At 66.3% G+C, this 24,963-nt stretch carries 23 protein-coding genes and 1 riboswitch; of the genes, 12 read left to right on the top strand and 11 right to left on the bottom strand.

All coding sequences use genetic code 11. The annotated features are described in order from the left end of the window. Positions 1-43 precede the first annotated feature (43 nt). Positions 44-248: riboswitch (cobalamin riboswitch) on the top strand. 132 nt (positions 249-380) lie between these two features. From THIMADRAFT_RS08890 to cobJ, 5 genes are read left to right on the top strand one after another with little or no spacing between them, the layout of a single operon-like run. Next, positions 381-1,064: an energy-coupling factor ABC transporter permease gene (locus THIMADRAFT_RS08890; RefSeq protein ID WP_007192681.1), complete on the top strand. Its 684-nt coding sequence runs from the start codon at positions 381-383 to the stop codon at positions 1,062-1,064. Next, positions 1,061-1,423, top strand: coding sequence for an energy-coupling factor ABC transporter substrate-binding protein (locus THIMADRAFT_RS08895; RefSeq protein ID WP_007192682.1), 363 nt, complete (start codon positions 1,061-1,063; stop codon positions 1,421-1,423). Before THIMADRAFT_RS08890 ends, THIMADRAFT_RS08895 begins: the two co-directional genes overlap by 4 nt. Further along, positions 1,410-2,162, top strand: a complete 753-nt coding sequence (cbiQ, locus tag THIMADRAFT_RS08900; protein ID WP_007192683.1) for a cobalt ECF transporter T component CbiQ — start codon at positions 1,410-1,412, stop codon at positions 2,160-2,162. Before THIMADRAFT_RS08895 ends, cbiQ begins: the two co-directional genes overlap by 14 nt. Beyond that, positions 2,159-3,073 (top strand): energy-coupling factor ABC transporter ATP-binding protein, encoded by a 915-nt coding sequence (locus THIMADRAFT_RS08905; protein WP_007192684.1) that lies wholly within the window; start codon positions 2,159-2,161, stop codon positions 3,071-3,073. Before cbiQ ends, THIMADRAFT_RS08905 begins: the two co-directional genes overlap by 4 nt. 14 nt (positions 3,074-3,087) lie before the next feature. After that, on the top strand, positions 3,088-4,365 hold the full coding sequence (gene cobJ / locus THIMADRAFT_RS25605; protein ID WP_007192685.1) for a precorrin-3B C(17)-methyltransferase: 1,278 nt from the start codon (positions 3,088-3,090) through the stop codon (positions 4,363-4,365). 238 nt (positions 4,366-4,603) lie between these two features. Here cobJ and THIMADRAFT_RS08915 read toward each other — a convergent pair whose 3' ends face one another. The 4 genes from THIMADRAFT_RS08915 to THIMADRAFT_RS08930 all read right to left on the bottom strand — a co-directional run bounded on the left by THIMADRAFT_RS08915 (position 4,604) and on the right by THIMADRAFT_RS08930 (position 7,191). Beyond that, on the bottom strand, positions 4,604-5,695 hold the full coding sequence (locus THIMADRAFT_RS08915; RefSeq protein ID WP_007192686.1) for an alkene reductase: 1,092 nt from the start codon (positions 5,693-5,695) through the stop codon (positions 4,604-4,606). A gap of 142 nt (positions 5,696-5,837) precedes the next feature. Then, positions 5,838-6,122 carry a DUF302 domain-containing protein gene (locus tag THIMADRAFT_RS08920; protein ID WP_007192687.1) on the bottom strand — a complete coding sequence of 95 codons (285 nt, stop codon included), beginning with the start codon at positions 6,120-6,122 and terminating at the stop codon, positions 5,838-5,840. Positions 6,123-6,208: 86 nt separating this feature from the next. Beyond that, positions 6,209-6,670: a response regulator gene (locus tag THIMADRAFT_RS24635; protein ID WP_007192688.1), complete on the bottom strand. Its 462-nt coding sequence runs from the start codon at positions 6,668-6,670 to the stop codon at positions 6,209-6,211. Beyond that, entirely contained in the window at positions 6,667-7,191 is a 525-nt protein-coding gene (locus THIMADRAFT_RS08930; RefSeq protein ID WP_007192689.1) for a sigma-70 family RNA polymerase sigma factor, read from the bottom strand. Before THIMADRAFT_RS08930 ends, THIMADRAFT_RS24635 begins: the two co-directional genes overlap by 4 nt. Positions 7,192-7,762: 571 nt before the next feature. On the opposite strand from THIMADRAFT_RS08930, the gene THIMADRAFT_RS08935 reads away from it, so the two are divergent. Then, positions 7,763-8,401, top strand: coding sequence for an HvfX family Cu-binding RiPP maturation protein (locus THIMADRAFT_RS08935; protein ID WP_007192691.1), 639 nt, complete (start codon positions 7,763-7,765; stop codon positions 8,399-8,401). A gap of 141 nt (positions 8,402-8,542) precedes the next feature. Here THIMADRAFT_RS08935 and THIMADRAFT_RS08940 read toward each other — a convergent pair whose 3' ends face one another. After that, a complete protein-coding gene (locus tag THIMADRAFT_RS08940) occupies positions 8,543-9,253 on the bottom strand; it encodes a DUF3581 family protein (protein WP_007192692.1) in 711 nt (236 codons plus the stop codon). Here THIMADRAFT_RS08940 and THIMADRAFT_RS28560 point away from each other — a divergent pair. Both THIMADRAFT_RS28560 and THIMADRAFT_RS08950 read left to right on the top strand, forming a co-directional pair. Further along, a complete protein-coding gene (locus THIMADRAFT_RS28560) occupies positions 9,239-10,000 on the top strand; it encodes a S8 family serine peptidase (RefSeq protein ID WP_407635144.1) in 762 nt (253 codons plus the stop codon). The genes THIMADRAFT_RS08940 and THIMADRAFT_RS28560 overlap by 15 nt on opposite strands. A gap of 30 nt (positions 10,001-10,030) precedes the next feature. Then, positions 10,031-11,401 carry a sigma-54-dependent transcriptional regulator gene (locus THIMADRAFT_RS08950; RefSeq protein ID WP_007192693.1) on the top strand — a complete coding sequence of 457 codons (1,371 nt, stop codon included), beginning with the start codon at positions 10,031-10,033 and terminating at the stop codon, positions 11,399-11,401. A gap of 132 nt (positions 11,402-11,533) precedes the next feature. Here the strand turns inward: THIMADRAFT_RS08950 and THIMADRAFT_RS08955 are convergent, their stop codons facing one another. Together THIMADRAFT_RS08955 and THIMADRAFT_RS08960 are read right to left on the bottom strand one after the other, a co-directional pair. After that, positions 11,534-11,824, bottom strand: a complete 291-nt coding sequence (locus tag THIMADRAFT_RS08955) for an HvfA family oxazolone/thioamide-modified RiPP metallophore (protein ID WP_007192694.1) — start codon at positions 11,822-11,824, stop codon at positions 11,534-11,536. 173 nt (positions 11,825-11,997) lie between these two features. Beyond that, on the bottom strand, positions 11,998-12,672 hold the full coding sequence (locus THIMADRAFT_RS08960; RefSeq protein WP_007192695.1) for a TVP38/TMEM64 family protein: 675 nt from the start codon (positions 12,670-12,672) through the stop codon (positions 11,998-12,000). A 412-nt stretch (positions 12,673-13,084) separates the two neighbouring features. Between THIMADRAFT_RS08960 and THIMADRAFT_RS27055 the strand changes: the two genes are divergently transcribed. Both THIMADRAFT_RS27055 and THIMADRAFT_RS08965 read left to right on the top strand, forming a co-directional pair. Further along, positions 13,085-13,261, top strand: a complete 177-nt coding sequence (locus THIMADRAFT_RS27055; RefSeq protein WP_007192696.1) for a hypothetical protein — start codon at positions 13,085-13,087, stop codon at positions 13,259-13,261. Further along, on the top strand, positions 13,258-15,126 hold the full coding sequence (locus THIMADRAFT_RS08965; protein WP_007192697.1) for a serine hydrolase domain-containing protein: 1,869 nt from the start codon (positions 13,258-13,260) through the stop codon (positions 15,124-15,126). The genes THIMADRAFT_RS27055 and THIMADRAFT_RS08965 overlap by 4 nt, the downstream gene beginning before the upstream one ends. Positions 15,127-15,528: 402 nt before the next feature. Here the strand turns inward: THIMADRAFT_RS08965 and THIMADRAFT_RS08975 are convergent, their stop codons facing one another. From THIMADRAFT_RS08975 to pbpG, 3 genes are all read right to left on the bottom strand, one after another. Continuing rightward, a complete protein-coding gene (locus THIMADRAFT_RS08975; RefSeq protein WP_007192698.1) occupies positions 15,529-16,455 on the bottom strand; it encodes a cation diffusion facilitator family transporter in 927 nt (308 codons plus the stop codon). A 62-nt stretch (positions 16,456-16,517) separates the two neighbouring features. Further along, positions 16,518-17,132, bottom strand: a complete 615-nt coding sequence (gene trhA, locus THIMADRAFT_RS08980) for a PAQR family membrane homeostasis protein TrhA (RefSeq protein WP_007192699.1) — start codon at positions 17,130-17,132, stop codon at positions 16,518-16,520. Between the two features lie 21 nt (positions 17,133-17,153). Continuing rightward, positions 17,154-18,095, bottom strand: coding sequence for a D-alanyl-D-alanine endopeptidase (gene pbpG, locus THIMADRAFT_RS08985; RefSeq protein ID WP_007192700.1), 942 nt, complete (start codon positions 18,093-18,095; stop codon positions 17,154-17,156). A gap of 316 nt (positions 18,096-18,411) precedes the next feature. On the opposite strand from pbpG, the gene THIMADRAFT_RS08990 reads away from it, so the two are divergent. Beyond that, positions 18,412-19,638, top strand: coding sequence for a YcjF family protein (locus tag THIMADRAFT_RS08990; protein ID WP_007192701.1), 1,227 nt, complete (start codon positions 18,412-18,414; stop codon positions 19,636-19,638). After that, positions 19,635-21,185: a GTPase family protein gene (locus THIMADRAFT_RS08995; RefSeq protein WP_007192702.1), complete on the top strand. Its 1,551-nt coding sequence runs from the start codon at positions 19,635-19,637 to the stop codon at positions 21,183-21,185. The genes THIMADRAFT_RS08990 and THIMADRAFT_RS08995 overlap by 4 nt, the downstream gene beginning before the upstream one ends. Before the next feature lie 144 nt (positions 21,186-21,329). Here THIMADRAFT_RS08995 and THIMADRAFT_RS09000 read toward each other — a convergent pair whose 3' ends face one another. Then, positions 21,330-24,872, bottom strand: coding sequence for a hypothetical protein (locus THIMADRAFT_RS09000; RefSeq protein ID WP_007192703.1), 3,543 nt, complete (start codon positions 24,870-24,872; stop codon positions 21,330-21,332). Positions 24,873-24,963: the final 91 nt, after the last annotated feature.

A 24,963-nucleotide genomic window follows, 5' to 3' on the forward strand; every position in this document is an offset into this window, starting at 1 on the left:
AACGATCGATGGGTTTGACCCCGGGGTTCGGGTGGATCTATTCTGGCAGCTCAACGGTGCCGGTTCCCGTCTGGCGCGATGCCCGGCGGGATTAAAAGGGAACATGGTGCGAAGCCATGGCTGCCCCCGCAACTGTCAGCAGCGAGTCCTCTGCGCAAACGATGCCACTGGTTGCCCAACGCGACCGGGAAGGCGCGCGAGAACAACGACCTGCGAGCCAGGAGACCTGCCGTCACCGAGAGTCCAATCGTTCAACCGGACGGGGTGTTCCGGTGGCGAGACCCCGTCTCCTCGGGAATCTCGAGCGGCCATGATCCTACCGGCCTGCCCTCTGATGCGTCTCTCCGCCATGACCCCGCGCCTCAGAGGGAGAATCACGCATGCACATCATGGAAGGTTTCCTGCCTCCCCTCCATGCCGCCGCCTGGACCGTCGTCGCTGCGCCCTTCCTGGTGATCGGCGCCCGCCGGATCGCCCGGATCACTCGCGAGCAACCCCAGGCTAAGCTGCTGCTGGCGAGCGCCGGCGCTTTTGCTTTCGTCCTCTCGGCACTGAAACTGCCGTCGGTGACCGGAAGCTGCTCCCACCCCACCGGGACCGGTTTGGGAGCCATCCTGTTCGGCCCCTCCGTGATGGCGGTGCTCGGAGCCATCGTGCTGCTGTTTCAGGCCCTGCTGCTCGCCCATGGCGGGCTGACCACACTGGGCGCCAATATCTTTTCGATGGCGATCGTCGGGCCCTGGGTCGCCTATGGCTGCTTCCGGGTCGCCCGCCCCATGGGGCTCGGCATCGCCGTGTTCCTGGCGGCGATGCTGGGTGATCTGGCGACCTATACCGTGACGACAGGCCAACTCGCACTGGCCTTCCCCGACCCGGCCAGCGGCTATGCGGGGGCGATTACCAAGTTCGGCGGGATCTTCGCCTTGACCCAGATTCCGCTGGCCGTGATCGAGGGACTGCTGACCGTCGTCGTGGTCAATCTCCTGGTTCGCTATAGCGGCGAGGATCTGGACGGGGTCGGATTCGAGCATCGGCTGGACACGGCCGGGGAGGCCGCGCGATGACCCGGATCAACCTGACTTTGCTCGGTCTTGTTCTCGCCCTGGTCCTGCTCCCCCTGATCCTGCCGGTGACCGGCGGGCTCGCCGAACCGTTCGCCGGGGCCGACGGCCAAGCGCAAGATGCCGTCACGCAGACCCATCCGGACTATCAGCCCTGGTTCGAGCCGCTCTGGAAACCGCCGAGCGGTGAGATCGAATCACTTCTATTCGCCTTGCAGGCCGCCCTGGGTGCCGGGTTGCTGGGCTACTATCTGGGGCTGCGCCGCGGGCAGTCGCTTTCCGGGTCACCAGCCTTGCGCGGCACGCGCCGAAGAGAGCTTGACGATCATCCGCAATCGGCGGCGACCGATGCTCCCGATTGATCGGTTTGCCTGGACCAATCGTTGGAGCAGTCATCATCCGGGGGAGCGGATGCTGCTTGCCGGGGGACTGCTGATTCTGACCTTGGTCCTGCCGCCCGTATCCACAGCTCCGCTGGTGCTCATAACCATGACGGCAGCCACCGTCTTGGGCGCGGGAGTGCCCGTCTCGGCATTTATCCGCGCGCTTGCCGTCCCCGCCGGCTTTCTGCTGGCGGGGCTGCCGTTTATCGTGCTTTCACTGGACCTTGACGGGGCGCCTTCCCTCGTCGTCTCGGCGGAGGGCGCCCGGATGGCGCTGGAGGTCGGGCTACGCTCGCTCGCGGCGATGTCCTGTCTCGTTGGCCTGTCTCTCACCACGCCGGCATCCGAGCTCATCCCTTGGCTGCGTCGGGTCGGGGTGCCTCAGGCGGTCCTGGAGATTGCGCTGCTGATGTATCGGTTGCTGTTCGTCGTGGCCGCGCGAGCGACGGCCGGCCGTGAGGCCCAGGAGGCACGGCTCGGCTACACGAGCTTCGGTCGCAGCGTCCGCTCGCTGGGTCTGCTCACGGCCGCGCTCTTGAGTCGCTCGCTGGCGCGGGCGCGTCGCTTGGAGATCGGGCTCGCCGCCCGCGGCTTCGAGGGCGAGTTGAGGGTGCTGAGCCGACCGCGCGCGCTCTCGCCGAGGCGGCTGGCGACGGCAGGCGCAACCCTCCTCGCGGTCGGGGTCGGGGGTCTGTCCCTGTCGCAGGTTCTGGCGTGACCACACCGATTCTGGACGCACGCGGTCTCTGCTACGACTATCCCGGCGGGGCTGTCGCCCTACAGGGTCTGGACCTACGGATCGCGCGCGGGCGACGACTGGCTCTGCTGGGCGCCAACGGCTGCGGCAAGACCACACTCCTGCTGCATCTGAACGGCACCTTCAAACCGCGCGCCGGCGAGCTGCGTCTGAACGGTCGGCCCGCCACCTACGGGCGCCGAGCACTCACCGATTGGCGCAGTCGGGTCGGGCTGGTTCTGCAGGAGCCGGATGATCAACTCTTCTCCGCCACCGTTTACCAGGACGTGTCCTTCGGCCCGCTGAATCAGGGACTGGACGAAACCCGGGCACGCGCATGTGTGCTGGATGCACTGGATGCTTTGGGGATCGGCCACCTGGCGGACCGGCCAACCCATCTCTTGAGCTTCGGGCAGAAAAAGCGCGCGGCCATCGCCGGTGTGCTGGCCATGGCCCCGGAGGTGCTGATCCTCGACGAGCCCGATGCCGGACTGGACGGGCAGGGCGTCGCCCGACTGCTCCAGGCCCTGGAGCAGTGCCGGGCGCGGGGCACCACCCTGGTCTTTGCCACGCATGACGTCGATCTCGCCTACGCCTGGGCGGACGAGGTGGCCATCCTCGTCGAGGGCCGGCTGCTGCACCAGGGCGAGCCGGCTGAGCTTCTCGGGGATTCGGATGTTCTGGCTGCTGCCGGACTGGCGATGCCTCTGGTTCTGCAGTTGGCGAAAGCGCTGCGCCGGACCTATCCCTGGACCGACGGACAACCGCCACGCACCGCGGCCGAGCTGATCGCAACCCTGGAGGCCGTCCCGCATGCGATCCCCGATACCATCCGGAATACGCCCCTGACCGCGAGCGTGAACGAGCGCCCGAATCTTCGACGACACCCTTAACCCAGCCCTCAGCCATGCCATCAGCCAAGTCCAACGCCACGCAGGCGAGCCCCGAGCCAGGCAAAATCTTCCTGGTCGGGCTGGGCCCGGGCGACATCGACCAGATGACGGCCCGCGCGCGGGCCGCGATCGCCGCCGCCGATGTCGCGATCGGGTACCGGACCTATTTGCGCCTGATCGCACACCTGCTCGAAGGTAAAGAGGTCATCGAGCGCGGCATGGCCGAGGAAATCGACCGATGCAACGAGGCGGTGGCCTTGGCGCGCCGGGGGCGCGTGGTGGCCCTGGTGTCTTCCGGCGACGTCGGCGTCTTCGGCATGGCCGGTCCGCTCTACGAGGCGCTCCTCGCCCAAGGCTGGACGCCCGATTCCGGGATCGTGGTGGAGGTGGTGCCCGGCATCACCGCCGCCAGCGCCTGTGCCTCGCTGGTCGGGGCGCCCTTGACCCACGACTTCTGCGCCATCTCGCTCTCGGACATGCTCACCCCCTGGACGGTTATCGCCGCGCGTCTGGAGGCGGCGGCGCGGGCCGACTTCGTCACGGTTTTCTATAACCCGAAGAGCAGTCGACGCCCGGATCAGATTCGCGAGGCACGGACCATCTTTCTGCGCCATCGTCGCCCGAACACCCCGGTCGCCATCGTGCACGCCGCCTACCGCCCGCATCAGTCGGTCGATCTGACCACCCTGGCGGACATGCTGGATCGGGACATCGGCATGAACAGCGCCGTCATCCTCGGTAATCGCAGCAGCCGCGTGCAGGCCGGCATCATGCTGACGCCGCGGGGCTACGGGCACAAATACGACATCGCCGACGGTCAACCACGCCCCGGCGAGTCACCGCGGGTCTCTCTGAGCACTGGGCTGGATGGTTGGCGCAGCGCCCTGACGGCACTTGCGACCGAGAAGGGCGTTCAACAGGCGGTCGCCGCTTTGGGCGCCAACCCAACGCAGGTCTTGGAGACGCTCAGGGAGGGCGGCGGCACGAGCCCGATGGTGGTGCGAGAACCCAGCGCCGAGGCATTGCTCGACGAGGCGCTCGGGTGGCCCGGGGCGACCCTGCACCTGTCGTCCTCGGCCGCATCCGGTGCGACCCTCGCAGCGCTCGACCTCGCCGGGGCTGCCAAAGGCGACCAAGCTGGACACTTGACACTCGCGGGTGCCGGCTGGACGCTGGGGCTGCCCTGGACGAGCGTCGCCGCCGCCTATCGCGTGCTCGATCGACAACGCGTCTGCGCCTGGCTGCAAGGGCCGGACGGCGACACGCTGCTGAGGATCGAAGGCGTCCTGTGAATCTCGATGATTCCATGCCCCTGAATCGGCCGAGGGTACTATGGATGCCAAATCTCGATGAAAGCGCCGAGGCTTTCCTTGATGGTCCGTCGCGCGTTGGCCAGGGGCTGCGAGGTCGACGATGCGCTCCTCCCGGCGCAGGTCCGGCGGCACACGGGCGAAGATCGAGACAATACCCGTCCGGGCGTTTGAAGAGCGGCGACGATCGATGTCGGTCGCCGGTCTCTCGCGTCATGACTTAAAGATCGCTCAACGCGGGGTAGTCGGTATAGCCCTCCGCGCCGCCCCCGTACAGCTTGTCTTCCTGCAGCGCGTTGAGCGGTGCGTTCTCGCGCAATCGGCGAACCAGGTCGGGGTTGCCGATAAAGGGGCGGCCGAAGGCCACGAGGTCGGCCCGACCCGCCGCGAGGGCCTCTTCTGCATCATCCTTCCCGTAGCCGTTGTTGATCATCCAGCAGCCCTTGAATCGGTCGTGCAGGGCATCGTAGTCGAACGGGCGTTCGGCGTCTTCGGGTTCGCGGGGGCCGCCGGTCTCACCCTGGATGACGTGCACATAGGCCAATCCGAGCGCGGACAGTCGATCGACGAGATGGTTGTAGAGCGCTTGTGGATCGCTGTCGCGCGGGGTGTCGTTGAACGTGGTCATCGGGCTGAGGCGGATACCGGTGCGCCCGGCGCCGATCTCGTCGGCCACGGCCTTCATGACGTCGACGACTAGACGCGCGCGGTTGGCGATGCTGCCTCCATAGGGGCCTGCGCGGTCGTTGACGGTGTCTCGCAGGAACTGTTCGAGCAGGTAGTTGTTGGCGGCGTGGACTTCGACCCCGTCGAACCCGGCGGCGCGTGCGTGCTTGGCGGCGCGACGGTAGTCCTGGATCAGCCCGGGGATCTCCTCGTCGCGCAGCGCGCGAGGTTCGGAGACCTCGACGAATCCCTCGGGCGCAAACGTCATGGCATTGGGCCGGCGGTTCGTCGACGAGACGGGCACCTCGCCCTCCGGCAACAGAGAGGTATGGGAGATGCGTCCGACGTGCCAGAGTTGCATGACGATCAGCCCGCCCGCGGCGTGCACCGCATCCGTGACCTTGCGCCAGGCGGCCACCTGCTCGGCGCCGTAGATGCCGGGCGTATCCAGATAGCCCTGTCCCAGTGGGCTGATTTGGGTCGCTTCGGTGATGATCAGACCGGCGGTTGCGCGCTGCCGGTAGTAGGTGACCGCCAACTCGCCCGGTTTTAGACCGACGGCTCGGTTGCGCGTCAGCGGTGCCATGACGATTCGGTTGGGCAGGGCGAGATCGCCCATCTGGATCGGGTCGAACAGTGAAGGCATCGTGGTTCCCCGGGGGTGCTGTTGGTTGAAACGGTTAGGCTTACAGGCCGCGGATACGGCCAGCAGATCGCGCTGCGCACGCGTCAATGCGGTCGATATCCGTCTGCGGAACGTCGGCGCTATCGAGCCAGGCATGCGCGCTTTAGGCCACCTGCGTCACACCGTCGGCCCCTTCCCAAATCAGCAGCTTCAGGGGCAGAGCGATCGCAACGGTCGCGTTGCAGTGCATCAGTCGCGTGCCTGCCTTGGGGTTGCCGAAGATCAGCAACTCGGTCGGCGGCAGCTCCAGACCCGACTTGGTGGCCCCGGCCGCATGGTCGATGCGGGCGAAGACCCCGAGACCGCGCTCGGCGATGGCCGTCTGGTCACGATCGCCGTCTCGGCGACCCCGTGCGGGCTGGTGGTCGCCACAAATCGTTTGGTCCATCGCCGGCGAGTGCCCAAGACGCGGAGTAGATCGAGATCAAGACGAGGCCGACAAATCCGAGTTTCTGCTTGTATCGCGTGCTCCGGTTAGCGCGGCCGTATCGCCGCATCCCGAGTGTGCCTGATCCCGGGCACCACGTCCGGTGCCGTTCGGCAGACGGTGTCCAGAAGATCCAACAATAATCGTATCGGAACCGGCTTGATCAAGACCGCATCGACGCCCGGCGGAAGACGCCCGCTCGTGCCGATGCCGTGTCGGCCGCTGCAGATCGCCAGCAGGGCGGCGGGGTGATCCGCACGCAGCGCCTCGGCGAGCACCACCCCGTCGCCGTCGGGCAGATCCGCATCCACCAAGGCCAAATCAAAGCCGGCCGCGGCGGCGATCGTGCGCGACGCGGCGCAGGTGCGCGCGAGCAGGGGACGGGCGCCATGATCTTCGAAGGTCCAGGTCAGCATCCGGCCCAAGGCGCGATCGTCCTCGACGAGCAGGACACGCGGCCGACGACCGCAATACGAGGTGAAGCGGTCGACGGCATCGGCGGCGCTCATCCGCGTTCCCCCAAGCAGGCGCGCAGCTTTTGGCGCGCCCGAAACAGGCGCGTGCCCACGCCGGCCGAGGTCAGCCCGAGTCGATCGGCGATCTCCTGCTGCGACAGGCCGTGAAGCACCTGCAGGACGAGCGGATCGCGATACTCGACGGGGAGGGTGCGGATGGCGCGACGCAGGACGAAGGCCTCGGTGGAGGTGTCGTAGGTCACATGGCTGTCGGGGACCTCCTCGGTCGGGATGTCCGAGACCTGGCCTTGGCTGCGCTGAAAGCGGCGGGCGTTCTCGCGCCGGACGATCGTGAAGAGCCAGCCCTTCACGGCGTCGCGGTTCTGCAGCCTGTCCAGCGAGCGCCAGGCCCGCAGCAGGGTGTCCTGCACCAGATCCTCGGCGGTGTGCAGGTTTCCCGAGAGTCTGTAGGCATAGCGGTGCAGATCCCGTCCGTAGGCCTCCACCAGCTCGGCGAAGCCGGGCGTCTCGAGTGTCGGCTGGGGCAGGGCGGTTTCGGCGAGTGCGGTATTCATGGCGATGTCTCGGCGATGGATTGGAGTCGCCGAAACACTGCCATTTCTCGTGCCAGCCTCTATCGATTTGAAAAATAATGACTTATTAGAGCTATTCGGGATCGGGCTCAACGAAGTGTTGTAACGAATCGTGACGACGCCCGGCCCCGTCGCGTCTTCTGTCACGATTCGTCGCGTCTCCGCGAACGCATCCGGCCTGGGATGGAACGACTCGCGTGATCGCGTGAATTGGGTACACGCCGGTGTTCCGGAGCAGACGTGCTCCCGAAGCTGGATCTCCGCCGGTGCGCGCTTCCCGACGCGTCGCGAAAGAGACCGATCCCGATGCGGGTCCTATCCCCCGAGAACCCCCGACACGATCACTCAAACCCGCGAGGCGACCGTATCGGCGAGAGGGCGGCCGCCTACGACGACAAGGGATATCAACTGCCCGCCATCACTGGGTTCCGGTTCGCCTGGTATGCCTTTCATCCGCAGACCGAGATCTTCACCGCGATGCGCCGGCGTTGCCCCTGCACCAAGGTTTGCCCGACAGCCCAACCAAACCGACTCCCCTGATGAGGACCGACCGATGATCACGCTCGCCCGCCGACTCCAAGGCTTGCTCGACACCACCCGCGCACTGGATTTTCTGGCCCCGCTGGCCCTGCGCCTCTATTTGGCCCCGGTCTTCTGGATGGCCGGAACCAAGAAATTCGCCGACTTCGACAGCACCGTGCACTGGTTCGGCAACCCCGACTGGGGTCTCGGCCTGCCGTTCCCGGCGCTGCTGGCCTTTCTCGCTGCGGGCACCGAGATCTTGGGTGCGATCCTGCTGGTCGTCGGCCTGGGCGTGCGTTGGGTCTCGGTCCCGCTGATGGTCACCATGGCCGTCGCCGCCATCACCGTGCATTGGCAGAACGGCTGGCTTGCCATCGCCGAGGGGACCGGGTCGTTCTTTGCGAGCGACCGCACGATCGGCGCCATCGAGCGCCTCGACCGCGCCAAGGACATCCTGCGCGAGCACGGTCATTACAGCTGGCTGACCGAGAACGGCAGCCTGGTGATCCTGAACAACGGCATCGAGTTCGCGACGACCTACTTCATCATGCTGCTCACGCTCTTCTTCATCGGCGCCGGGCGCTATCTGAGCCTCGACTTCTGGCTGGCGCGTCGCTTTGCCGGGGCTGCGCCCGAGCGGTCCGTCGCGGCCGAAAGATGGGGAATTTAGCCCAAACCGCCGAAAACCCCACCTTGGAAGACTGCATCGTCCTGTCCGACATGGATTGCAGCCCGAGGCTTGCCGACGTCGATGAGCGGAGGTCATCTCCAGCTCAGCCCGAGCAGCCCCGAGCCCGCATCCATAAGGCGCTCAGACGCCGGCGAGCCAGGCTGCCTTCCACCCCGCATAGCGCTCGACCAGCCCCCGCAACGCCTCGGGCTCATAGGCCCGCAAGCCGCTCAGGATGAGGGTCTTCGCGCCCTGCCCGACCGGCTCCCCGGCAGCCGTCAGGCGGAACCCGAGCCGGGCCTCGCCGCGCTTGCCCTTCACCTCCAGCTCGGTCGATTCCAGCGCAATGTCCACGTCGGAGCAGTCCAATCGGTCCAGCTCGAACGACATCCGGTCATAGATCACCAAGGGCCGATCCGGGTTGATCATCACGCCCTGCTGCTCCATGAGCGGCACCAGGATGTGTGGAAAATTCCGGCCCGAGAAGGCGACGTAGCGGCGCACCAGCGCTTCAATCAAGATCAAGTCCCTGGTCACCTGTCCCGAACGCTCGACCTCGAGACAGGGCTTGCCGTCGACCGTCTCGACCACGACGTCGGCGCCGCTCGGAATGACATTCAATGCGGTATCCGCTGCGACCATTCCGGTGAAGCGAAAGCTCATCCGACTCGAAAGACCACATCGGGCGAGGACGAGCGCAAAGAGGAGATCGCCGGGGGCACAGAAGCGCGGATTCGTCGCATCGTGGATCGGATTGAAGTCACCCGCGACCTCCTTGGCGAATGCGCTGCCTTGCGGCGCGGAGATGCGTAGCGTGCCGTCTTCGGCCGCGTGGAAATGATCGAGAAACATGGCTCAAAGCTCCGAGATAGGGGAGGCCGGACGACCTGCCGCCGGGGCGAGGATAAGACATTCGATGCTGGTGCACCCGGGCAGTACCGAAACGGCGAAGGGCCCGCCGCCGTACTCGGGCGCGACTTGGATTGGATCACCGGCGTCGCTTCGCGCGCCCGTGTCATCGCCTATAAGGTCTGCGGAGAGCCGGGTTGTTTCGGCAGCGGCTCCGTAGCGGCCGTCGAGCAGGCGATCAGAGACGGCGCGGACGTCCTCAACGTCTCCATCCACGGCTTCTCCCTCGACGCCTCGGAATATACCAACGGGGTTCTTGACCTGAGGCTCGGCCTGCAAATTCGCCGTGCGAGGAACACGGTTGGGCGCGGGGAACGAACGTCGGATTTTTGGGGCATAGACGACGGGGGAGGTTGTGCACCGGTTGGTGGCGCTGCAACAGTGCGAGGGCGATCACCAAAAGAGCGCGCGTTGGATCCTCAGGGCGATGGGCGTGGCGTGCTCGTCGGGCGGATGGCACCGGGTGCGTCTCGACCTCTTCGGCCAAGAGGGTGCGCAGCGTTTCGTCGAACGCGCGTGCACGTGCGCGCTCGGCCGCGCAGGCCGGGCAGCGGGCTGCATGTCGAGCATCCTCGGCATCCTCGCGCGCGGGATCGACCAGGAGTCGACGACGGAAATCACGGCAGTTCATCGATCGTGCTCTCTAAACCGCGCCTGTCTTGCACGCCGGTGCGCGCGACCGTACCCTGACCGTCACCCCGGAGACGGCCCTCGACCGCGATGCCCCGACAACTGCTCATCATCGAAGACGATCCGGCCTTGGGCCAGATGCTGGCGATGCATTTCGAGGATGCCGGCTTCGCGGTCGAGGTCACGCAGTCCTGTCGCTCGGGCCTCGAGCGCGTGCAGGCGGCGCCCGTCGACCTGGTGCTGTTGGATCAACAGCTCCCGGACGGGCAAGGGAGCGACCTAATCGCGTCGCTGCTGAAGGCGGACTCGGATCTGCCCGTGATCATGATGACCGGCCGGCACGACCTGGAGCTGGCGATCGAGGCGATCCAGCGCGGTGCCGCGGACTTCGTGCACAAGCCGATCAAGGTCGCCGAGCTGCAGCAGACGGTCGAGCGGTTGCTGCGCCAACGCAAGGCCGCCGAGCAGGCGCCGGCGCGCCTGGAGGCCGGTCCGGGTGCGGCGCGCGACCTGATCGGGCGCAGCGATGCCATGCTGGCGGTGAGCAAGAGCATTGCCTTGAGCGCCCGCAGCTCCGCCACCGTGCTCATCAGCGGTGAATCCGGCACCGGCAAGGAGGTGGTGGCGCGCCTGATTCACCAGCACAGCGGTCGAACCGGCCCGTTCGTGGCCGTCAACTGTGCGGCGATCGTCGAGACCCTGCTCGAGAGCGAGCTGTTCGGTCACGAGAAGGGATCCTTCACCGGTGCACAGTCACGCAAGCTCGGCACGTTCGAGCAGGCAAGCGCGGGGACCCTGTTTCTCGACGAGATCGGCGAGCTCGCCCCGACGCTGCAGGCCAAGCTGCTGCGCGCCCTTCAGGAGCGTGTCTTCCAACGCGTCGGCGGCACCGAGACGATCGCGACCGACGCCCGCGTGGTTGCGGCGACCAACCGCGATCTCATGGCCGAGGCTGCGGCCGGGCGCTTTCGCGAAGATCTGGCCTATCGGCTCAAGGTCATTCAGATTCATATGCCGCCGCTGCGCGAGCGACGCGACGACATCCCGCTCCTGGTCGAAGGTCTGCTGACGCGCATCGCCGTGCGCCTGGGCCAAGCGCGACCTCAAATCGCAGAGACGGCCTTGGCGCAACTCTGCCGCCACGACTGGCCCGGCAACGTGCGGGAGCTCGAAAACCGCTTGACGCAGGCGATGGTGCAGGCGCGCACGGGCCTGATCACGGCCGATCTGCTCGCGCTCGACGCTGAACCCACGACCGCTCCATGCGCGTTCGAGACCGGTGTGCCGGGCAAACCGGCCGAGAGCCAGGTGCTGCGAACACTCGACGCGGTGGAGGCCGAGCACGTCCAACGGGTCTTGGACTACACCGGCGGACACAAGGGCAAGACCTGCGAGATCCTCGGCATCTCCCGCCCGGCGTTGGATCGCAAGATCGAGAAGTACGGGCTGCGGATGCCCTAGCCGGGGCATGCGGCGTCAACGCGCCCGGCGGATCGCGCAAGCGCGATCCGCCGGGTTGGATTCAAGCGTGGCCGCGGCGCCGCGGCGCCGCGGCGTCCGCTCACGGACTCCGGCGGCGTCCCGGCATCGCCCTTACTTCGCCTTGTCGGCGCCGCATTTACCTTCGCCGCACTTGCCTTCCTTCTCCTTGTCGGCGCCGCACTTGCCTTCGCCGCACTTGCCTTCCTTTTCCTTATCCGCGCCGCACTTGCCTTCGCCACACTTGCCCTCGGTGCCTGCTTCTGCGAGCAGCATATAGCCGGCATCGAGGGACTGTGCGGCGAAGGGGTTGCCGGCGGCCTGCGCGAGGCCGAAGGCACCGAGGCTGCCGACAAGGGCGGCACCGACGAGGGCGGCAGCGGGGGTGATCGTCTTCTTGGTCATGATTTCAATCCTAAAAAGGGTTCAAGGGCGGTGTTCGGGGTTCGGCCTTGGAGTGCCGTATCCCGGAGGTGTGTCTTGTGATGGCCCGGGCGGGTCGCTTGCGAGCCGTCTCGGAGTTGCGAACTCGCTGCTCGGCCATCACAGGTAAAGACCCGGGAGAAGGCTCGGTTCTTTCATCCTCGTCGCGCCTTGATCCGCTCGACCACCCATTTGGCCAGCAGCGGAAAGACGCCGAGCAGCGCAAAGGAGCCGAGCAGGGCGGGGGAGAGGATCCCCGACAGGCTATCGAGCCTTGCGAGCTGGGTGCCGGCGTTCAGGTAGACCAGGGTCCCGGCGAGCATGCCGACCTGACTCACCCAGTAGAAGGTGAACGTCTTGATCGGGGTCAGCCCCATCAACAGGTTGATCACGAAGAAGGGAAAGACGGGCACCAGCCGCAGGGTGAAGAGGTAGAAGGCGCCGTCTTTCTCGATGCCCGTATTGAGCGTAGCCAGACGTGCGCCGAAGCGTCGCTGCACGGCATCGCGAAGCAGAAAGCGCGACACGAGAAAGGCTAAAGTCGCGCCGATGCTGGACGCGAAGGAGACGATCAGGGTGCCCACGCCCAAGCCGAAGAGTGCGCCGGCGGCGATCGTCATGACGGCGGCCCCCGGCAGGGACAAGGCGGTCACCGCGACATAGCCGGCGAAGAAGGCACCGATGACCAATGCAGGGCGCGCCGCATACCAGGCGTCGAAGCCCTCTTGACTTGCCTTCAGTGCATCGAGGGTCAGGTAGCGGTCCAGGCCGAGGGCGAAAAAGGCCCCGACCGCCACCGCGATGACCAGCAACAGGGCGATCTTCTTCATGCGTGTTCTCCGGGGTCACGGTTCTGAAGGGTGGTCGAGGGACCGGGTGTTCGGTCGGGCGTTGATCATTCCGTCTCTTCCCGAGAGAACGCTCGATGGCGGTTTCTTTCATCGCCATCGTCACGCGCGTCATTGGATCAGAAAGCCGCCCGATCGCGACCGAGTCACGACCCCGAGTCCGATGCCACGATTCGATGTCACGAAACATTGAATGGCCGTCATGCTTCGTTTCATCGGAACGGGTGCGAGGGCGGCGGATCCGCTCTCCTGGAGGCTTCTTAGAGACTGTTCTGGAAAGAAAAAACTCGGATCTTTGAAAGCTGGCACGGCGACTGCTGTATCACCGTCAAGCAACGACGACAGGTCGCTGCAAGCACGACGATCCGAACCCATCCAAATCAGGAGTACGACCATGACCACCACCAAATCCGCCCTCGCCCTCGCCGTGACGCTGTTCGCCGCCAATATCGCCGCCGATACCGTCTATCAGGGTTTCGCCGAGGGTAATCCTGACCTGTTTGCTCACACCCGTGAATCAGTCCCGGCGCTCGGGGTCCAGCCCGGCGTCGGCGACAGCTTCGATCTATGAGTGAATCGAGATTCACGCCGATCGATCGTCGACGCTTTCTCGCCGCCCTGTTGGCGGGCTCGTCGGGGTTGAGCTGGTCCGCCTCGACAGGATCCGGCGCAGCAGCTCGTGCGGACCCGCCTGCCTCTGCCTCTGCAACCGCCCTCTTGCCCGACACGGACGCGCACGTGCGCGCCATCCGCGATGCCCTGACGCCGCAGATCATCAAGGCGCAGGCCCGTTTCAAGATCCCGGCGCTCAGTCTGGCGCTGGTCAACGCCGATCGGGTCCTCTGGGCCGAAGGCTACGGTCAGGCCGATGTCGAGGCCGGAATCGCCGCCACCGCCGCGACTCGATATCGCGCCGGCTCGCTGGCCAAGCCGCTGACCGCCGTCGCCGTCATGCAGCTGGTCGAGTCCGGGCGGATCGATCTGGATCAGCCCCTGTCGGCCTATCTCGAGGGGTTTTCCGTGCGCACGCGCACCGACGACCCGAACGCGCCCGTGCGCGTGCGCAGCCTGCTCTGCCACCACAGCGGTCTGCCGACCGATCTGACCAAGGGGATGTGGACGGACGAGTCCTTCACGCGCGTCGTCGAGTCACTGCGCGAGGAATACGCCGCCTTTCCGCCCGAGCTGGTTTTCTCCTATTCCAACCTCGGCTACAGTCTTCTGGGCCATCTCGTCGAAACGGTTTCGGGTCAGCCCTTCGAGCGCTATATGGACGCCCATGTGCTCGGCCCGCTGCGCATGACCGACACCCGCTTCCTCGCGCGAGCCTCGACCGCGAGCGCCCGCGGCTACCGCGAGGGCGCGTCGATCCCACTCTTGCCGGTGCGCGATCTGCCGGCCCACGGCATCGAGACCTCGGCCGCCGACCTGAGTCGTCTGATGTGTGCGCTGCTCGGCGGCGGACAGCTTGACGGTCACCAGATCCTCGCCCCGAGCACGGTGGAGGCGATGTCCGAGGTCCAGAACCCGGACAACCTCCTGGACATGGAGATCTTCAACGGCTTGGGCTGGTTTCTCGAGCAGGACACGATTCCGAGCTGCGGGCGCGTGCTCCGCCACGGCGCCACCACGCCCGGATTCGCGGGCGAATGCATCCTCTTGCCCGAGGAGGGTTTGGGCATTGCGGTATTGGCCAATGCCGACGGTGCGCGCAGGGTCATCAAACGGCTGGCCGAGGAGACCCTGAGCCGCGTGTTGAGCGCCGCGCCTCAGCCGGTCTCCGCGCAGCTGTTCCTGGCGCCGGCCGAGCGCTCGCCGGGGCCGGCGCCCGTAGCGGCTCTCGAAGGCGACTATGCCACCGATCTGGGTCTGATCGCGTTTCGACCCGAGCAAGCCACCCTCTGCGCCTGCCTCTCGGGCGATACCTTCGGCCTCGTGCCGCTGCCCGAGGGCTGGTTCGGGATCGCGCCGGAGAGTGTCGAGACCCTGCCGCCCGCCTTTCGCCCGCTCGCCGACATGCAGTTTCAGACCCAGCACCGCGACGGGCGCGAGGTGGTGATCGCGCGACGCGGCGATCGCGAGATGCTGCTCGGGGAGAAGGCGCCCGCGCCCGAGACGAGCCCGTCCTGGCGTGCGCGCGTCGGCGCTTACGTGATTCTCAACGCCGATCCCGGTTTTCCGCTTGTCGACGTCGAGCTCAAGCTGCGCGAAGGCCATCTGTGTTTCAGCTACCGCATGCCGTACCTCAGCGCCGCGGCGATTCAGGTGCCGCTGCGGGCGGTCTCCGAGAACGAGGCGATCATCCTCGGCCTTGGACGGACCCGCGGCGAGACCCTGCAGATGATTCGCGACGACGACGGCGAGGAACGGCTGCGCTTCTCCGGGCTGATCGGACGCAGAACAAAGCCGGCCCCGGGCACCGGCGAGGGTGCATGAGTCGGAAGAAGGTCACGACGTTTTCCGGGACGCTTCGAGCCCCATCGTTTCCGAGCCTGCCTCCAGTCTTTCGATATGCTCCGCTCGCTGCATGTCTTCGTTCATGGGCCCGGGGTGAGTGTCCGGCTTCGGCTGGAGACGACGCGGGGGTCGGGGCAGGTCAACCCAGATCCGGCAGTCGACCGCTTCGTGCTTCATGCAAGGCTTTGACTGCCTTGAAGATCGTGATCGTCCGAGGGCTCACCCGCCGGGTGACGGCCGCTACGCCCCCTGGAGCACGCCCCGCGCGGCGCCCGGCTGCGTTGCAACGCGTTGGCGTAGAACCACTACGCCGCCGCGTTGCGTCTTGCCGGACACCGCGCGGGACGCACTCCAGGGGGCGTTCAACTGCCGGATCTAGGGTCAAAGGTGAACGGAGTCCGCGGTAAAGACGATGGTGAGCCACCGATTCGGGCCCGCGCCGCCGATGGCGTCTCCGATCTCGCTGCGCAGCGCGTCGATTTCGCTGACCGGCAGGCAGAGGTCGGAGGGTACCAAAACAGAAATCTCGATGAAACGCGCGCGGCCGGCCTTGGAAAGATAGCTGCGATAGTCCGAAAAGCCGTGGCGAGCGACGAAGTCGGTCATGACCGAACGGATGTGCGCATCCATGTCGGGCGGGCTGATCAAGAGGATCTCGCCGAACGCCTCGCGCGCCTCGCGCAAGGGCAGGGGCAGGAGAAAGAGTGCGACGATCGCCAGCACCACCGGGTCGACGTAGCGGATGAAATCCGCAGCGTCCGTGCCTTTCATCGCGAGCGCTGCGCCGAAGGCAAGCAACAGCGCAGTGGTGATCAGGGCGGACATCAGCCATGCCTTGACGTCCAGCCGCACCAGGCCCGAGTCGATGCGCTCGGCATGGCGACCCATCCACCACCACATCCCGTAGGAGATAAGGGCGACGGTGCCCGCGTAGATGAGCGCCATACCGAATTCGGGCTCGTAGCCGCCTTTGAGGATGCTGTTCACTGCGCTCAAAAGGGCATAGGCGACGAGGAAGATGAGCACGGAGGCCTTCAAGGCGATGACCATCGGCTCCAGATGCCAAAAACCGTACTGGAAACGCCGGTCGCCTTCACTCGCCACCAGCCGGGCGACCACGAGGGTCAGCCAGGTGACCGCGACATCGACAAGCGAGAAGAATCCGTCGAAGAGAATGGCTGTCGAACGGGCCAAGAGACCGAAGAGGATGCCGAGTCCGGATATCACGACCGTCGCGCCCAAGGAGATCCACAACAAGCGCGCCTCCAGCTCGCTTCGCAACCGCATGACGCGCTCGATGGATGCCACGGATGTTCCTCTCCATTGTCGCCGGTGACCCGTTGCGTGCCGCTTAGGCCTGTGCTGCGGGGTCAGAGAAAAATCAGGATGGTCAGGTAGTGGCTGATGCTGCCCGCGAGTACGAAGAGGTGCCAGACACCGTGGGCCCAAGAGAAGCGGCGGTCCAGGGCGTAGAAGACGATGCCGAAGGTGTAGAAGAGACCGCCGGCCACGAGTCCGCGAACACCGGCCGGCGGGAGGCTAGTCACCAGCGGTTCCAAGGCGAAGACGATCAGCCAACCCATGGTGAGGTAGATGATCATCGGCAGGATTCGCCGTTTGCCGTGCGGGATGCTGTCGATCGCGACGCCGATGCCGGCGAGGGTCCAGATGGCACCGAACATCCACCACCCCGTCTGTCCCTTCAGCGCGAGCAGGCTGAACGGGGTATAGGTGCCGGCGATGAGCAGGTAGATGGCGACATGATCGAGGACCTTGAAGACCTTTTTTGCTCGGCCTCGCAGGCTGTGATAGAGGGTCGAGAAAAGATAGAGCAGGAACAGCGTGGCCCCGTAGACGCTGAAGCTCGCGATGCGCAGTGCGCCTCCCTGCATCCCCGAGAGGGTGACGAGCACGGCAACCCCGATCAGCGCGAGGACCGCGCCGACCAGGTGGGAGATGCTGTTGAAGCGTTCTCCTGCGTACATCGGATGCGCTGCGTCCCGGGATCAATTTCCGGCGATGCGTTGTCCACCCGCGAGCCAGGTGCGCAGCCGGTTGGAGTCGCCGACCGGTGTGAGCTTTCCGACCGCGTCGAGAAAGACGACGTAGAGTCGGCGACCGCCGATCCGGGTCTGCATCACCAGGCAATGGCCGGCCTCGTTGATGAACCCTGTCTTGCTGACCTCGACATGCCATTCCGGGTTGCGCACCAAAGGGTTGGTGTTGCGATACTCCAAGGCGCCGGCGCCGGCGCCGGCGAACGGGTGGACCGTCATCTCGCCTCGCGAGGTGGCCTCGCGGATCAACGGGTAGCGGGCGGAGGCGCGGACCATTTTGACGAGGTCCTCGGCCGTGGAGCGGTTGCGGTTGTCCAGCCCGCTGCTGTCGACAAAGGCGGTGTCCTGCATCCCGAGATCTCGGGCCTTGCGGTTCATGGCCGCGACGAATTGCGGTGTCCCGCCCGGCGAGGTGCGCGCCAGTGCGGCGGCGGCGCGGTTGTCCGAGGACATGAGCGCGACCATGAGCATCTCGCGGCGGGATAGGGTCGCCTGACCGATCCGCAGACGCGAGCGACTGTGGCGCAGGGTGTCGCGATCGGCCTCGGTGATGGTGATGGGCGCATCCAGAGCAACGCCGGAGTCCAAGACCACCATCGCCGTCATCAGCTTCGTGACGGAGGCGATGGGTTTGACCTCGCGGGTATTTTTGCCGTAGATCCGGTTGCCCCGTTCATCGACGATCAGGGCGCTGGCCGAATTGATCTTGAGGGCCGAGGTGCCGGAGCCTTGGTGCTGGGTCGCGGCGAAGGCGTCGCTGCAGAGGATCAGGCCGACGACCATCGACGCCGACAAGAGCATCCGGCCGATGTCTTTGATCGAGTGACCCTGCCGGGCCGGGGGGTAGAGCGTGTCGAGTAGGTTGATCGGCGACAACGACGATGGGGGCATGAGAGGGATATCTCGGCGATAATGAGTGGTGTGTGAACCCTGTCCGCCATGACATGGACCATCCCCGCCGGGACATCGGCCCTTGCATGCGTCCGGGACAGCAGCGGCGGACGCGGTTCGATTGCGTCGACGGAGGACCGCGGGTGGCTGGATATCCGGCGTCGGCGCGAATTATTGCACAGGATCGGGCAATCGCCCGGGGTCGAAACGAGTCGGCTCGGCCCGGATCGGATCGGATCGGATCGGGGATCGGGCTGCCGGCTGTGCAGGCGCGTGGGTGTCGCTGTTTCATCGGAGAGTCGGGATCGAGGTGCTGATGGGAACTCCCTGGACACGGTGGTCGGATCGCTGGCGTGGTTTGCGCGAGGCGCTGCTTGCGCCGCGAGTCGACGACGAGACCCTCGACGCGGCCTTGCGCGATGCCCGCGCACGGCACCCGCTCCCGGTGGTCTGGCTGATCGGCAAGACCCAATCCGGAAAGACCTCCATCATCCGGGCGTTGACCGGGAGCGGGCTCGCCGAGATCGGCAACGGTTTTCAGCCCTGTACGGCGACGACGCGACTCTACGACTTTCCGGCCGAGGCACCCTTGATCCGCTTCCTCGATACCCGCGGTCTCGGCGAGGTCGCCTACGACCCGAGTGCAGACATCCACTACTGCGAGTCGCAGGCGCATCTGCTGTTGGCCGTGATGAAGGCGACCGACATCCGCCAGGACGATGTCTCGGGGGTGCTGCGGCAGGTGCGCGCTCGCCACCCGGAATGGCCCTTGGTGATTGCGCAGACCGGACTGCACGATGCGTACCCGCCGGGCGGCGAGCATCCCGTGCCCTATCCATTCGAGGAGGACGGCTGGCAGGAAGCCGTCCCGATCGACCTCGCCCGCGCACTGCTGGCGCAACGCGATCGCTTCGGTGCGCTGCCGGGCGAGATCCCGCCGCGTTGGGTGCCGATCGATCTGACCCTCCCGGAGGACGGATTCGACCCGCCGAACTACGGCTTGGATGCGCTTTGGCGGGCGATCGACGAGGTCTCGTCGCTGCGTCTCCATGCACTCTTGCACACCGATGCGGGGGTGCGCGACGCCTACGCCCGATCCGCCCATCCGCACATCGTCGGTTATGCGATCGCCGCGGCGGGCGTCGGTGCCTTGCCCGTGGTGGATCTGGTCGGCGTGCCGGCGATCCAGGCAAAGATGCTTCAAAGTCTCGCGGCGCTCTACGGCCAGGATTGGGATCGGCGCGCCATTCTCGAGTTTCTGGGCCTGCTCGGGACCGGCATCGGTCTCGCCTATGCCGCACGCAGTGCCGGCCGCTCCGTGGTCAAGCTGATCCCGGTGTGGGGACAGACGGCCGGTGCCATCTGGGGCGCGACGGCCAGCGGCGCGACGACCTATGCGCTCGGCAAGGCCGCCGGCTTTCACTTCAATCGCCGGCGCCGGGGCCTGCCGGCGGACGCCGAGGGGTTGCGCCGCGCCTTCGCCGAGGGCTTCGAGAACGGCTCGGCCCTCCTCAAAGACCTGGTGAAATCGGATCGACCATGAAGATGCTCCTGAGCCGTATCGACCGCCTGCGTCTCATTGCGCTTGTGCTTTGGGCGGTTCCCGTCGCGGCACTCCTGCCGTTGGGTCTGCTCTGGCTCTGGCAGGTCGAGGCGACGCGCTACTGGCTGGTCGCGCTCGTCCTCTTCAGCGCGGCCGGGTACGCTCTTCAGGCTTGGCTACATCGGCACGAGCGCCGGTTGCTCCTTGCCGCGGAGACCGAGCCGGGCCCGGATTGGCCGCCGGCGGCCGACGGTGCCTGGGCGCTGGTCGAGGATCTGGCCGCGCAGACCAAACCCGCGGACTGGCCGATCGGCGAGGGCGATCGGCTCGGGGTCTTGGGCCAACAGACGCTCGAACGTGTCGCTCGGCATTTCCATCCCGATGTCGACGAGCCCTTGTTGGAGTTGACGATCCCGCACACCCTCTTGATCGTCGAGCGGGCGAGTCGCGATCTGCGCGAGACCATCACGGACCATATCCCCTTCAGTCACCGGCTCACCGTGGGCTCGCTGATGCGCGCCTATCGCTGGAAGCCCTTTGCGGATCGGCTGTTGGGGCTCTATCGCGCCGGGCAGTGGGTCGTGAATCCGGCCAATGCCTTCCTGACCGAGGCATTGGCGCAGTTGCGCGGCCGCGGCTATGCCCTGGCGCAGGACGAGCTCTACGGCTGGATCCTGAGGGAGTACGTGCGCAAGGTCGGCGCCTATGCGATCGAGCTTTACAGCGGACGCCTGCTGCTGTCCGACATCCCTCCCGAGGCCCGGCCGACCCCGACATCCGAGCGTGATCTGCGCACGGCCGAATCCTCCGAAGAGCCGGCCGGCGAGCCTTTGCGGGTCCTCGTTCTGGGCCGTTCCAACGCAGGCAAGTCCAGTCTGATCAACGCACTGTTCGGCCAGCTGCGCGTGGCCACCGACCTGCTCCCCGACACGACCAAGATGCTCACCCCCTATCGTCTGGCGCGTGAAGGTCTCGATCTTGCCCTGATCTACGACACGCCGGGATCGGACACGATGGACGAGCAGACCCTGCGCACGGCGGCGGGTGACGCCGATATGATCCTTTGGGTCAGTGCCGCCGACCGCCCCGACCGTCATGCCGATCGCGAGACCCTGGACAGCTTGCGGGCCGCCTTCGCCGAGCGCCTGACGCGCCGTCCGCCGCCGGTGCTCGTCGTGCTCAGTCATATCGATCGGCTGCGCCCGGTCCGCGAGTGGCTGCCGCCCTATGACCTGGCCGAGCCCAAGAGTCTCAAAGCCGAAAGCATCCTCGCCGCCGTCGAGGTGGTCGCGGCGGATCTCGCGATCCCGATCGCGAGCGTCATCCCGGTCTGCCTGGCCGGCGGGCGGGTCTACAACGTCGACGACGTCCTCTGGGCGGCGATCCTCGATCGGCTGGACGCCGCGCAACGCGCGCGTCTATTGCGCTGCCAAGACGCGCGCAAACGCGAGGAGAACTGGTCGTTGGTGCGCAGACAATTGGCAAACGCCGGCCGTTTCCTGCTTGAGCTGCCCAATCGCAGCACGGGCGGGCGCACTCGACGTTAAACCGCGCTCGGCGCGGTATGCGATGTTCTTGGATGGAATCGGCCCCGGCAGACTTGAGGGCCGCCGGGGCTGGCGCGGTTTCGTCCGAAAGTGCGGACTGCGAGTGTCTCCCCGCGGCAAGCTGAAGGCTGGAGGCAGGAACCCCTAAACCGCCGAAGGCGCCGGCTTGACCCCCGCACGACCGCTGAACACCTCCAGATCGGAGCGAATTAACCTCCAACAGGGCTCGCCGAGCTGCTCCTTCGGTCCGCTGACCTCGACCTTCAGGTAGATGTCGGGCTCCTCGAGATAGACGCAGAGCTGCAGCTCGATCGGTCGATCATCGGCGGTGCTCGAGGCGTACAGCTCCAGGGTCAGATCGAATGCGTTGCTCGACAGACGGGGCTGTCCGGTTTCGACGCGGACCAGTCCGCAGTTCGGCTCGACGCAGCGGCGGCGCAGGGCATAGCCGAGCTCGCGGTCGCAGAAGACACAGAGTGCCCGCGTGACCTCGGCGAGGCGACGCTGTGCGTCACGAAGGCGATGGGGGTAGGGCACCTCGTCGCGGATCTCCTCGCGCAGCACGCGTCTCAGACGGTCGAACGCCTTCGGCAATGTTCCGCTGTGAAAGCCCCGGCGGAGCATCCCCCGCATGGTTTCGCCATGGCCGCCGATGATGGCCGGCTCGATCGGCGTGCTTTCCAGATTGACTCGGTGCACCGCCTCGATTCGACCTGCGTCGTATCCGACCAGGGGTGAGCCCGCATGATTGGCTGCATAGATCCTCCGATTCTCCTTCAGCTCCCAGACCAGGAAACCGGCGAGTCCAGGCAGCAGGAGGATGGTGACGGTCACGAAGGGGTAGGCGATCAGCTTCGGCAGAAAGGGCTCCGTGAGCGCGACGAGCAGCCCGGTGAGCGCGGGAAGGAAGGGCAACATCAATTTGTGCGCGATGGTGACCAGGGGGAAGTGCTTGATCGGATTGACTTGCGGTTCCACCAACACGGTCACGTAAAACTGGATGACGGCCTCCGTGAGGTTCCAGATCGGCGCAAACAGAGACTTCACGACGAGCGCGAGCCGCGATTCTCCGAGCTGATGGCTCAGCAGCTCCTCGATGCGATGCAGTCCCTGCTCGAAGCGACGTGTCACCTCCTTGAAGAAATGGAGCAGCTCCCGAACCACTCCGATCACGAGGGTCTGATTCAGGCGCCTCAGGATCTGCCACGCGGCGCTCGCCGCGTTGTCGAGCATGCGTCGACCCGCCGGCGTATTGCGCGCGAGCGTGCCGATCGCAAAGGCCGGGATCAGCAGGGACAGACCGTAATCGATCTCGACCCCGTCGATCAGCAGGCCCAGTCCCACGAAGGGGAGCACGATCAACAAGCCGATGAACAGCGGCTGGACGAGGTTACGGTCCAGGCCGCGGATGAGGCTCGTCGACAGCAGTCTCGCGACGGGCGCCCAGCGCAGCAGCTTGCGTACCCCGTCGAACAGCAGCAGACTGACGGTCCACGCGATGGCACGCCAGATCGTCTTGGCGATCGCTCGCCCGACGCGGGTGTAGGCGAACGCATTGATCAGCACGGCGAGCAGGAGGACCAGCCAGAGCGGTGCTAAATGGACGGAGCTCCCCGCGGGCAAAATCAGACCGGCCACGATGTCGATCGTCTTGAGTCCCAGGAAGGCGAGGCCGGTCGGCAGGATCAGGTGGCGCAGGATCAAGCGTCCCCGTGGCGTGCCGAACAGAGGCGCGCCGAGCTGCTGCAATCCCTTGACGTAGAATTCGCCCGGCTTGTAAACGCCGGGCAAGGCGTGAGCGGCGATCCGATCGAAATGCGCCAAGCGGTCGCCGTGGCGGATCTCCTCCAGGGTCGGGTCGGGCAGACGCAGGATATTGCGTGCGACGATGTCGCGTACGTCGGTGAACTTGAGATGCCGGCGTCGCTGAATGACGTCGAGCAGCTCCTCGCGCATCTTGTGGGCCGCAACCTGCTCGCGGTGGTTGGTCGGGGTGAAGCCGGCCTCCTCGAGCGAGGTGCGAAGATGTGGGCGGAGCTGCCCGGCGAGACGGGTGGAAAGCTGTTGCGAGAGTCGCTGGAGAGGCACCGAGAACCGCTCGACCTCGCGGGTCGGCCATTCGATCTGCTCGAGGCGATTCGATGCGACCTCGAGCGCGCGCAGTGCCTTGAGTCGAGCCTGAAACGGCAAAATCTGTCTGAGCCTTACCTTGCCGCCGCTCGCTGCCCATTGAAACGGGCGCAAGCGGTAGTAGGTCGTGCGGCTCTCCAACAGAACCCGTTCCAGGTCGCGCAGGATCAGATATGCCGAGCGCGAGGAGGCCGAGCGCATGACGTCGTCGCCCAAGCGCTCGGTCAATACAGAGAGCTCGTGCGCCGTGTCAGGACTCAGCTTCGAGTTGGCGGCGATCAGATCCGCCAGGGTGCTCTCGGCCGCGGCGGCACGTCGTGCAAGGATCGCGTGGACGGCGTCGCGCGCGTTCAGGCAGGGCTCGCCCAAGGCGATGAAGCGTCGCCGAGCCAAGGCCAGGTTGAGGAGCGCGGCGGCATAGCGGTCGTCGAGCTCGGCGCGTTGAGCCTTGCGCACTGCATCGGCGAACAGGGCCAAATGCAGATCCAGTCGGAGCCCGCGCGGTCGCGCCTCGGACCCTTTGCGTCGCAGCAGCGCCGGGATCGCGAGCAGGGCATCCAGCAGTGGTGCAAGCGGGGTGATCAGGATGTGGCGGAGTGCCGCTCGCCAGTCCCGTCGGGCCAGTTGAGACGCTTCGCGCAGGACATCGAGACAGCGTGCCTCGATGTCGTCCACGGGGGCGGCGACCGGGCTATCGGCAGCGGCCGGCGTTGCGGGCTTGGCTCGGAGGGGCGATGTCTCGCGGGACTCCCGCGCCGCGATCGCGCGAGCGAAATCCGGATCCGAGTCTCCGTAAGGTAAACCCGACGGGAGCAGCGGCAGATATTCGGGCGCGCCGCAGCGGTGATCAGGCCGCGTGTGTTCAAGCAAGCGCGGCAGCCGTCCGCCCTGCAGCGATGCCGGGAGATCGAGCCCGCTCTCGACGAGCCACACATCGAGCGCATGCCAATCGCGAATCGTCGGAAAGAAAAAGCCGCGGGCCCCCGGCGAGAAATAGCGCAGTCGTGCGAGCAGTGCGACGAAGCTACGGCAAATGAAGGCATCGCCGATGCCTGCCGGGACGACCCCGTCACGGATCATGACGTCGCGCACTTCGGCCAAGGCCAGCGTGCCGATCCGGCGGGTCAGACCGATCGGGCCGAAGGGATCCCCGTCGAGATTATCGTCGCGTGCCGTCTGCCAGGCGCGCGCGACCTCCGCTTCGAAACGCCGTGCCCAGTAGTCGCGCAGCAGTCTCGTAAAGCCGACGCGGTCGAGTCGCTGCTCGGGAGGGATCGGCAGAAGGATGACGTAGTTCGGCAGGTTGAGCCCCTCGATGACCGCCAGCGCTTCGGGGTTCTCCGATTCCAAGCCCGTGAGAAAGGCCGTGGCAGGCATCAGGTAATACGCGAGATCGGGGATCGAGATGTCGCGCGCCGCGGCCGCCAGATGATCGGTGATCAGGCGTTCGATAGCCCTGGGGTGGAAGAGAAAGACGCCTTCGGCTGGTTTGAGGACGCGCGCGCGAAAGAGCTTGGCGGTGGTCTCGGCGCTGGCGGGTGGCGTGAGGTCAGACACGGGGATCGCGATGCTGGATCGAAGGGGGCGACATCATCGGGGGGGCGAGGGGCAATCGTTGCATGGATGATCTGCCGTAGTCCCCGCACGC

Source organism: Thiocapsa marina 5811, from assembly GCF_000223985.1.
GTDB classification, from domain to species: Bacteria; Pseudomonadota; Gammaproteobacteria; order Chromatiales; family Chromatiaceae; genus Thiocapsa; species Thiocapsa marina.

Excerpts from the sequence above, each read along its gene's own strand:
- trhA (WP_007192699.1), bottom strand. The coding sequence starts at position 17,132 with ATGTACGCAGGAGAACGCTTCAACAGCATCTCCCACCTGGTCGGCGCG.
- pbpG (WP_007192700.1), bottom strand. The coding sequence starts at position 18,095 with ATGCCCCCATCGTCGTTGTCGCCGATCAACCTACTCGACACGCTCTAC.
- THIMADRAFT_RS08895 (WP_007192682.1), top strand. The coding sequence starts at position 1,061 with ATGACCCGGATCAACCTGACTTTGCTCGGTCTTGTTCTCGCCCTGGTC.
- THIMADRAFT_RS08950 (WP_007192693.1), top strand. The coding sequence starts at position 10,031 with ATGCCCCGACAACTGCTCATCATCGAAGACGATCCGGCCTTGGGCCAG.
- THIMADRAFT_RS08965 (WP_007192697.1), top strand. The coding sequence starts at position 13,258 with ATGAGTGAATCGAGATTCACGCCGATCGATCGTCGACGCTTTCTCGCC.
- cobJ (WP_007192685.1), top strand. The coding sequence starts at position 3,088 with ATGCCATCAGCCAAGTCCAACGCCACGCAGGCGAGCCCCGAGCCAGGC.
- cbiQ (WP_007192683.1), top strand. The coding sequence starts at position 1,410 with ATGCTCCCGATTGATCGGTTTGCCTGGACCAATCGTTGGAGCAGTCAT.
- THIMADRAFT_RS08890 (WP_007192681.1), top strand. The coding sequence starts at position 381 with ATGCACATCATGGAAGGTTTCCTGCCTCCCCTCCATGCCGCCGCCTGG.
- THIMADRAFT_RS28560 (WP_407635144.1), top strand. The coding sequence starts at position 9,239 with ATGATCGAGAAACATGGCTCAAAGCTCCGAGATAGGGGAGGCCGGACG.
- THIMADRAFT_RS08915 (WP_007192686.1), bottom strand. The coding sequence starts at position 5,695 with ATGCCTTCACTGTTCGACCCGATCCAGATGGGCGATCTCGCCCTGCCC.
- THIMADRAFT_RS08920 (WP_007192687.1), bottom strand. The coding sequence starts at position 6,122 with ATGGACCAAACGATTTGTGGCGACCACCAGCCCGCACGGGGTCGCCGA.
- THIMADRAFT_RS08960 (WP_007192695.1), bottom strand. The coding sequence starts at position 12,672 with ATGAAGAAGATCGCCCTGTTGCTGGTCATCGCGGTGGCGGTCGGGGCC.
- THIMADRAFT_RS24635 (WP_007192688.1), bottom strand. The coding sequence starts at position 6,670 with ATGAGCGCCGCCGATGCCGTCGACCGCTTCACCTCGTATTGCGGTCGT.
- THIMADRAFT_RS08955 (WP_007192694.1), bottom strand. The coding sequence starts at position 11,824 with ATGACCAAGAAGACGATCACCCCCGCTGCCGCCCTCGTCGGTGCCGCC.
- THIMADRAFT_RS08935 (WP_007192691.1), top strand. The coding sequence starts at position 7,763 with ATGATCACGCTCGCCCGCCGACTCCAAGGCTTGCTCGACACCACCCGC.
- THIMADRAFT_RS27055 (WP_007192696.1), top strand. The coding sequence starts at position 13,085 with ATGACCACCACCAAATCCGCCCTCGCCCTCGCCGTGACGCTGTTCGCC.
- THIMADRAFT_RS08940 (WP_007192692.1), bottom strand. The coding sequence starts at position 9,253 with ATGTTTCTCGATCATTTCCACGCGGCCGAAGACGGCACGCTACGCATC.
- THIMADRAFT_RS08995 (WP_007192702.1), top strand. The coding sequence starts at position 19,635 with ATGAAGATGCTCCTGAGCCGTATCGACCGCCTGCGTCTCATTGCGCTT.
- THIMADRAFT_RS08990 (WP_007192701.1), top strand. The coding sequence starts at position 18,412 with ATGGGAACTCCCTGGACACGGTGGTCGGATCGCTGGCGTGGTTTGCGC.
- THIMADRAFT_RS08930 (WP_007192689.1), bottom strand. The coding sequence starts at position 7,191 with ATGAATACCGCACTCGCCGAAACCGCCCTGCCCCAGCCGACACTCGAG.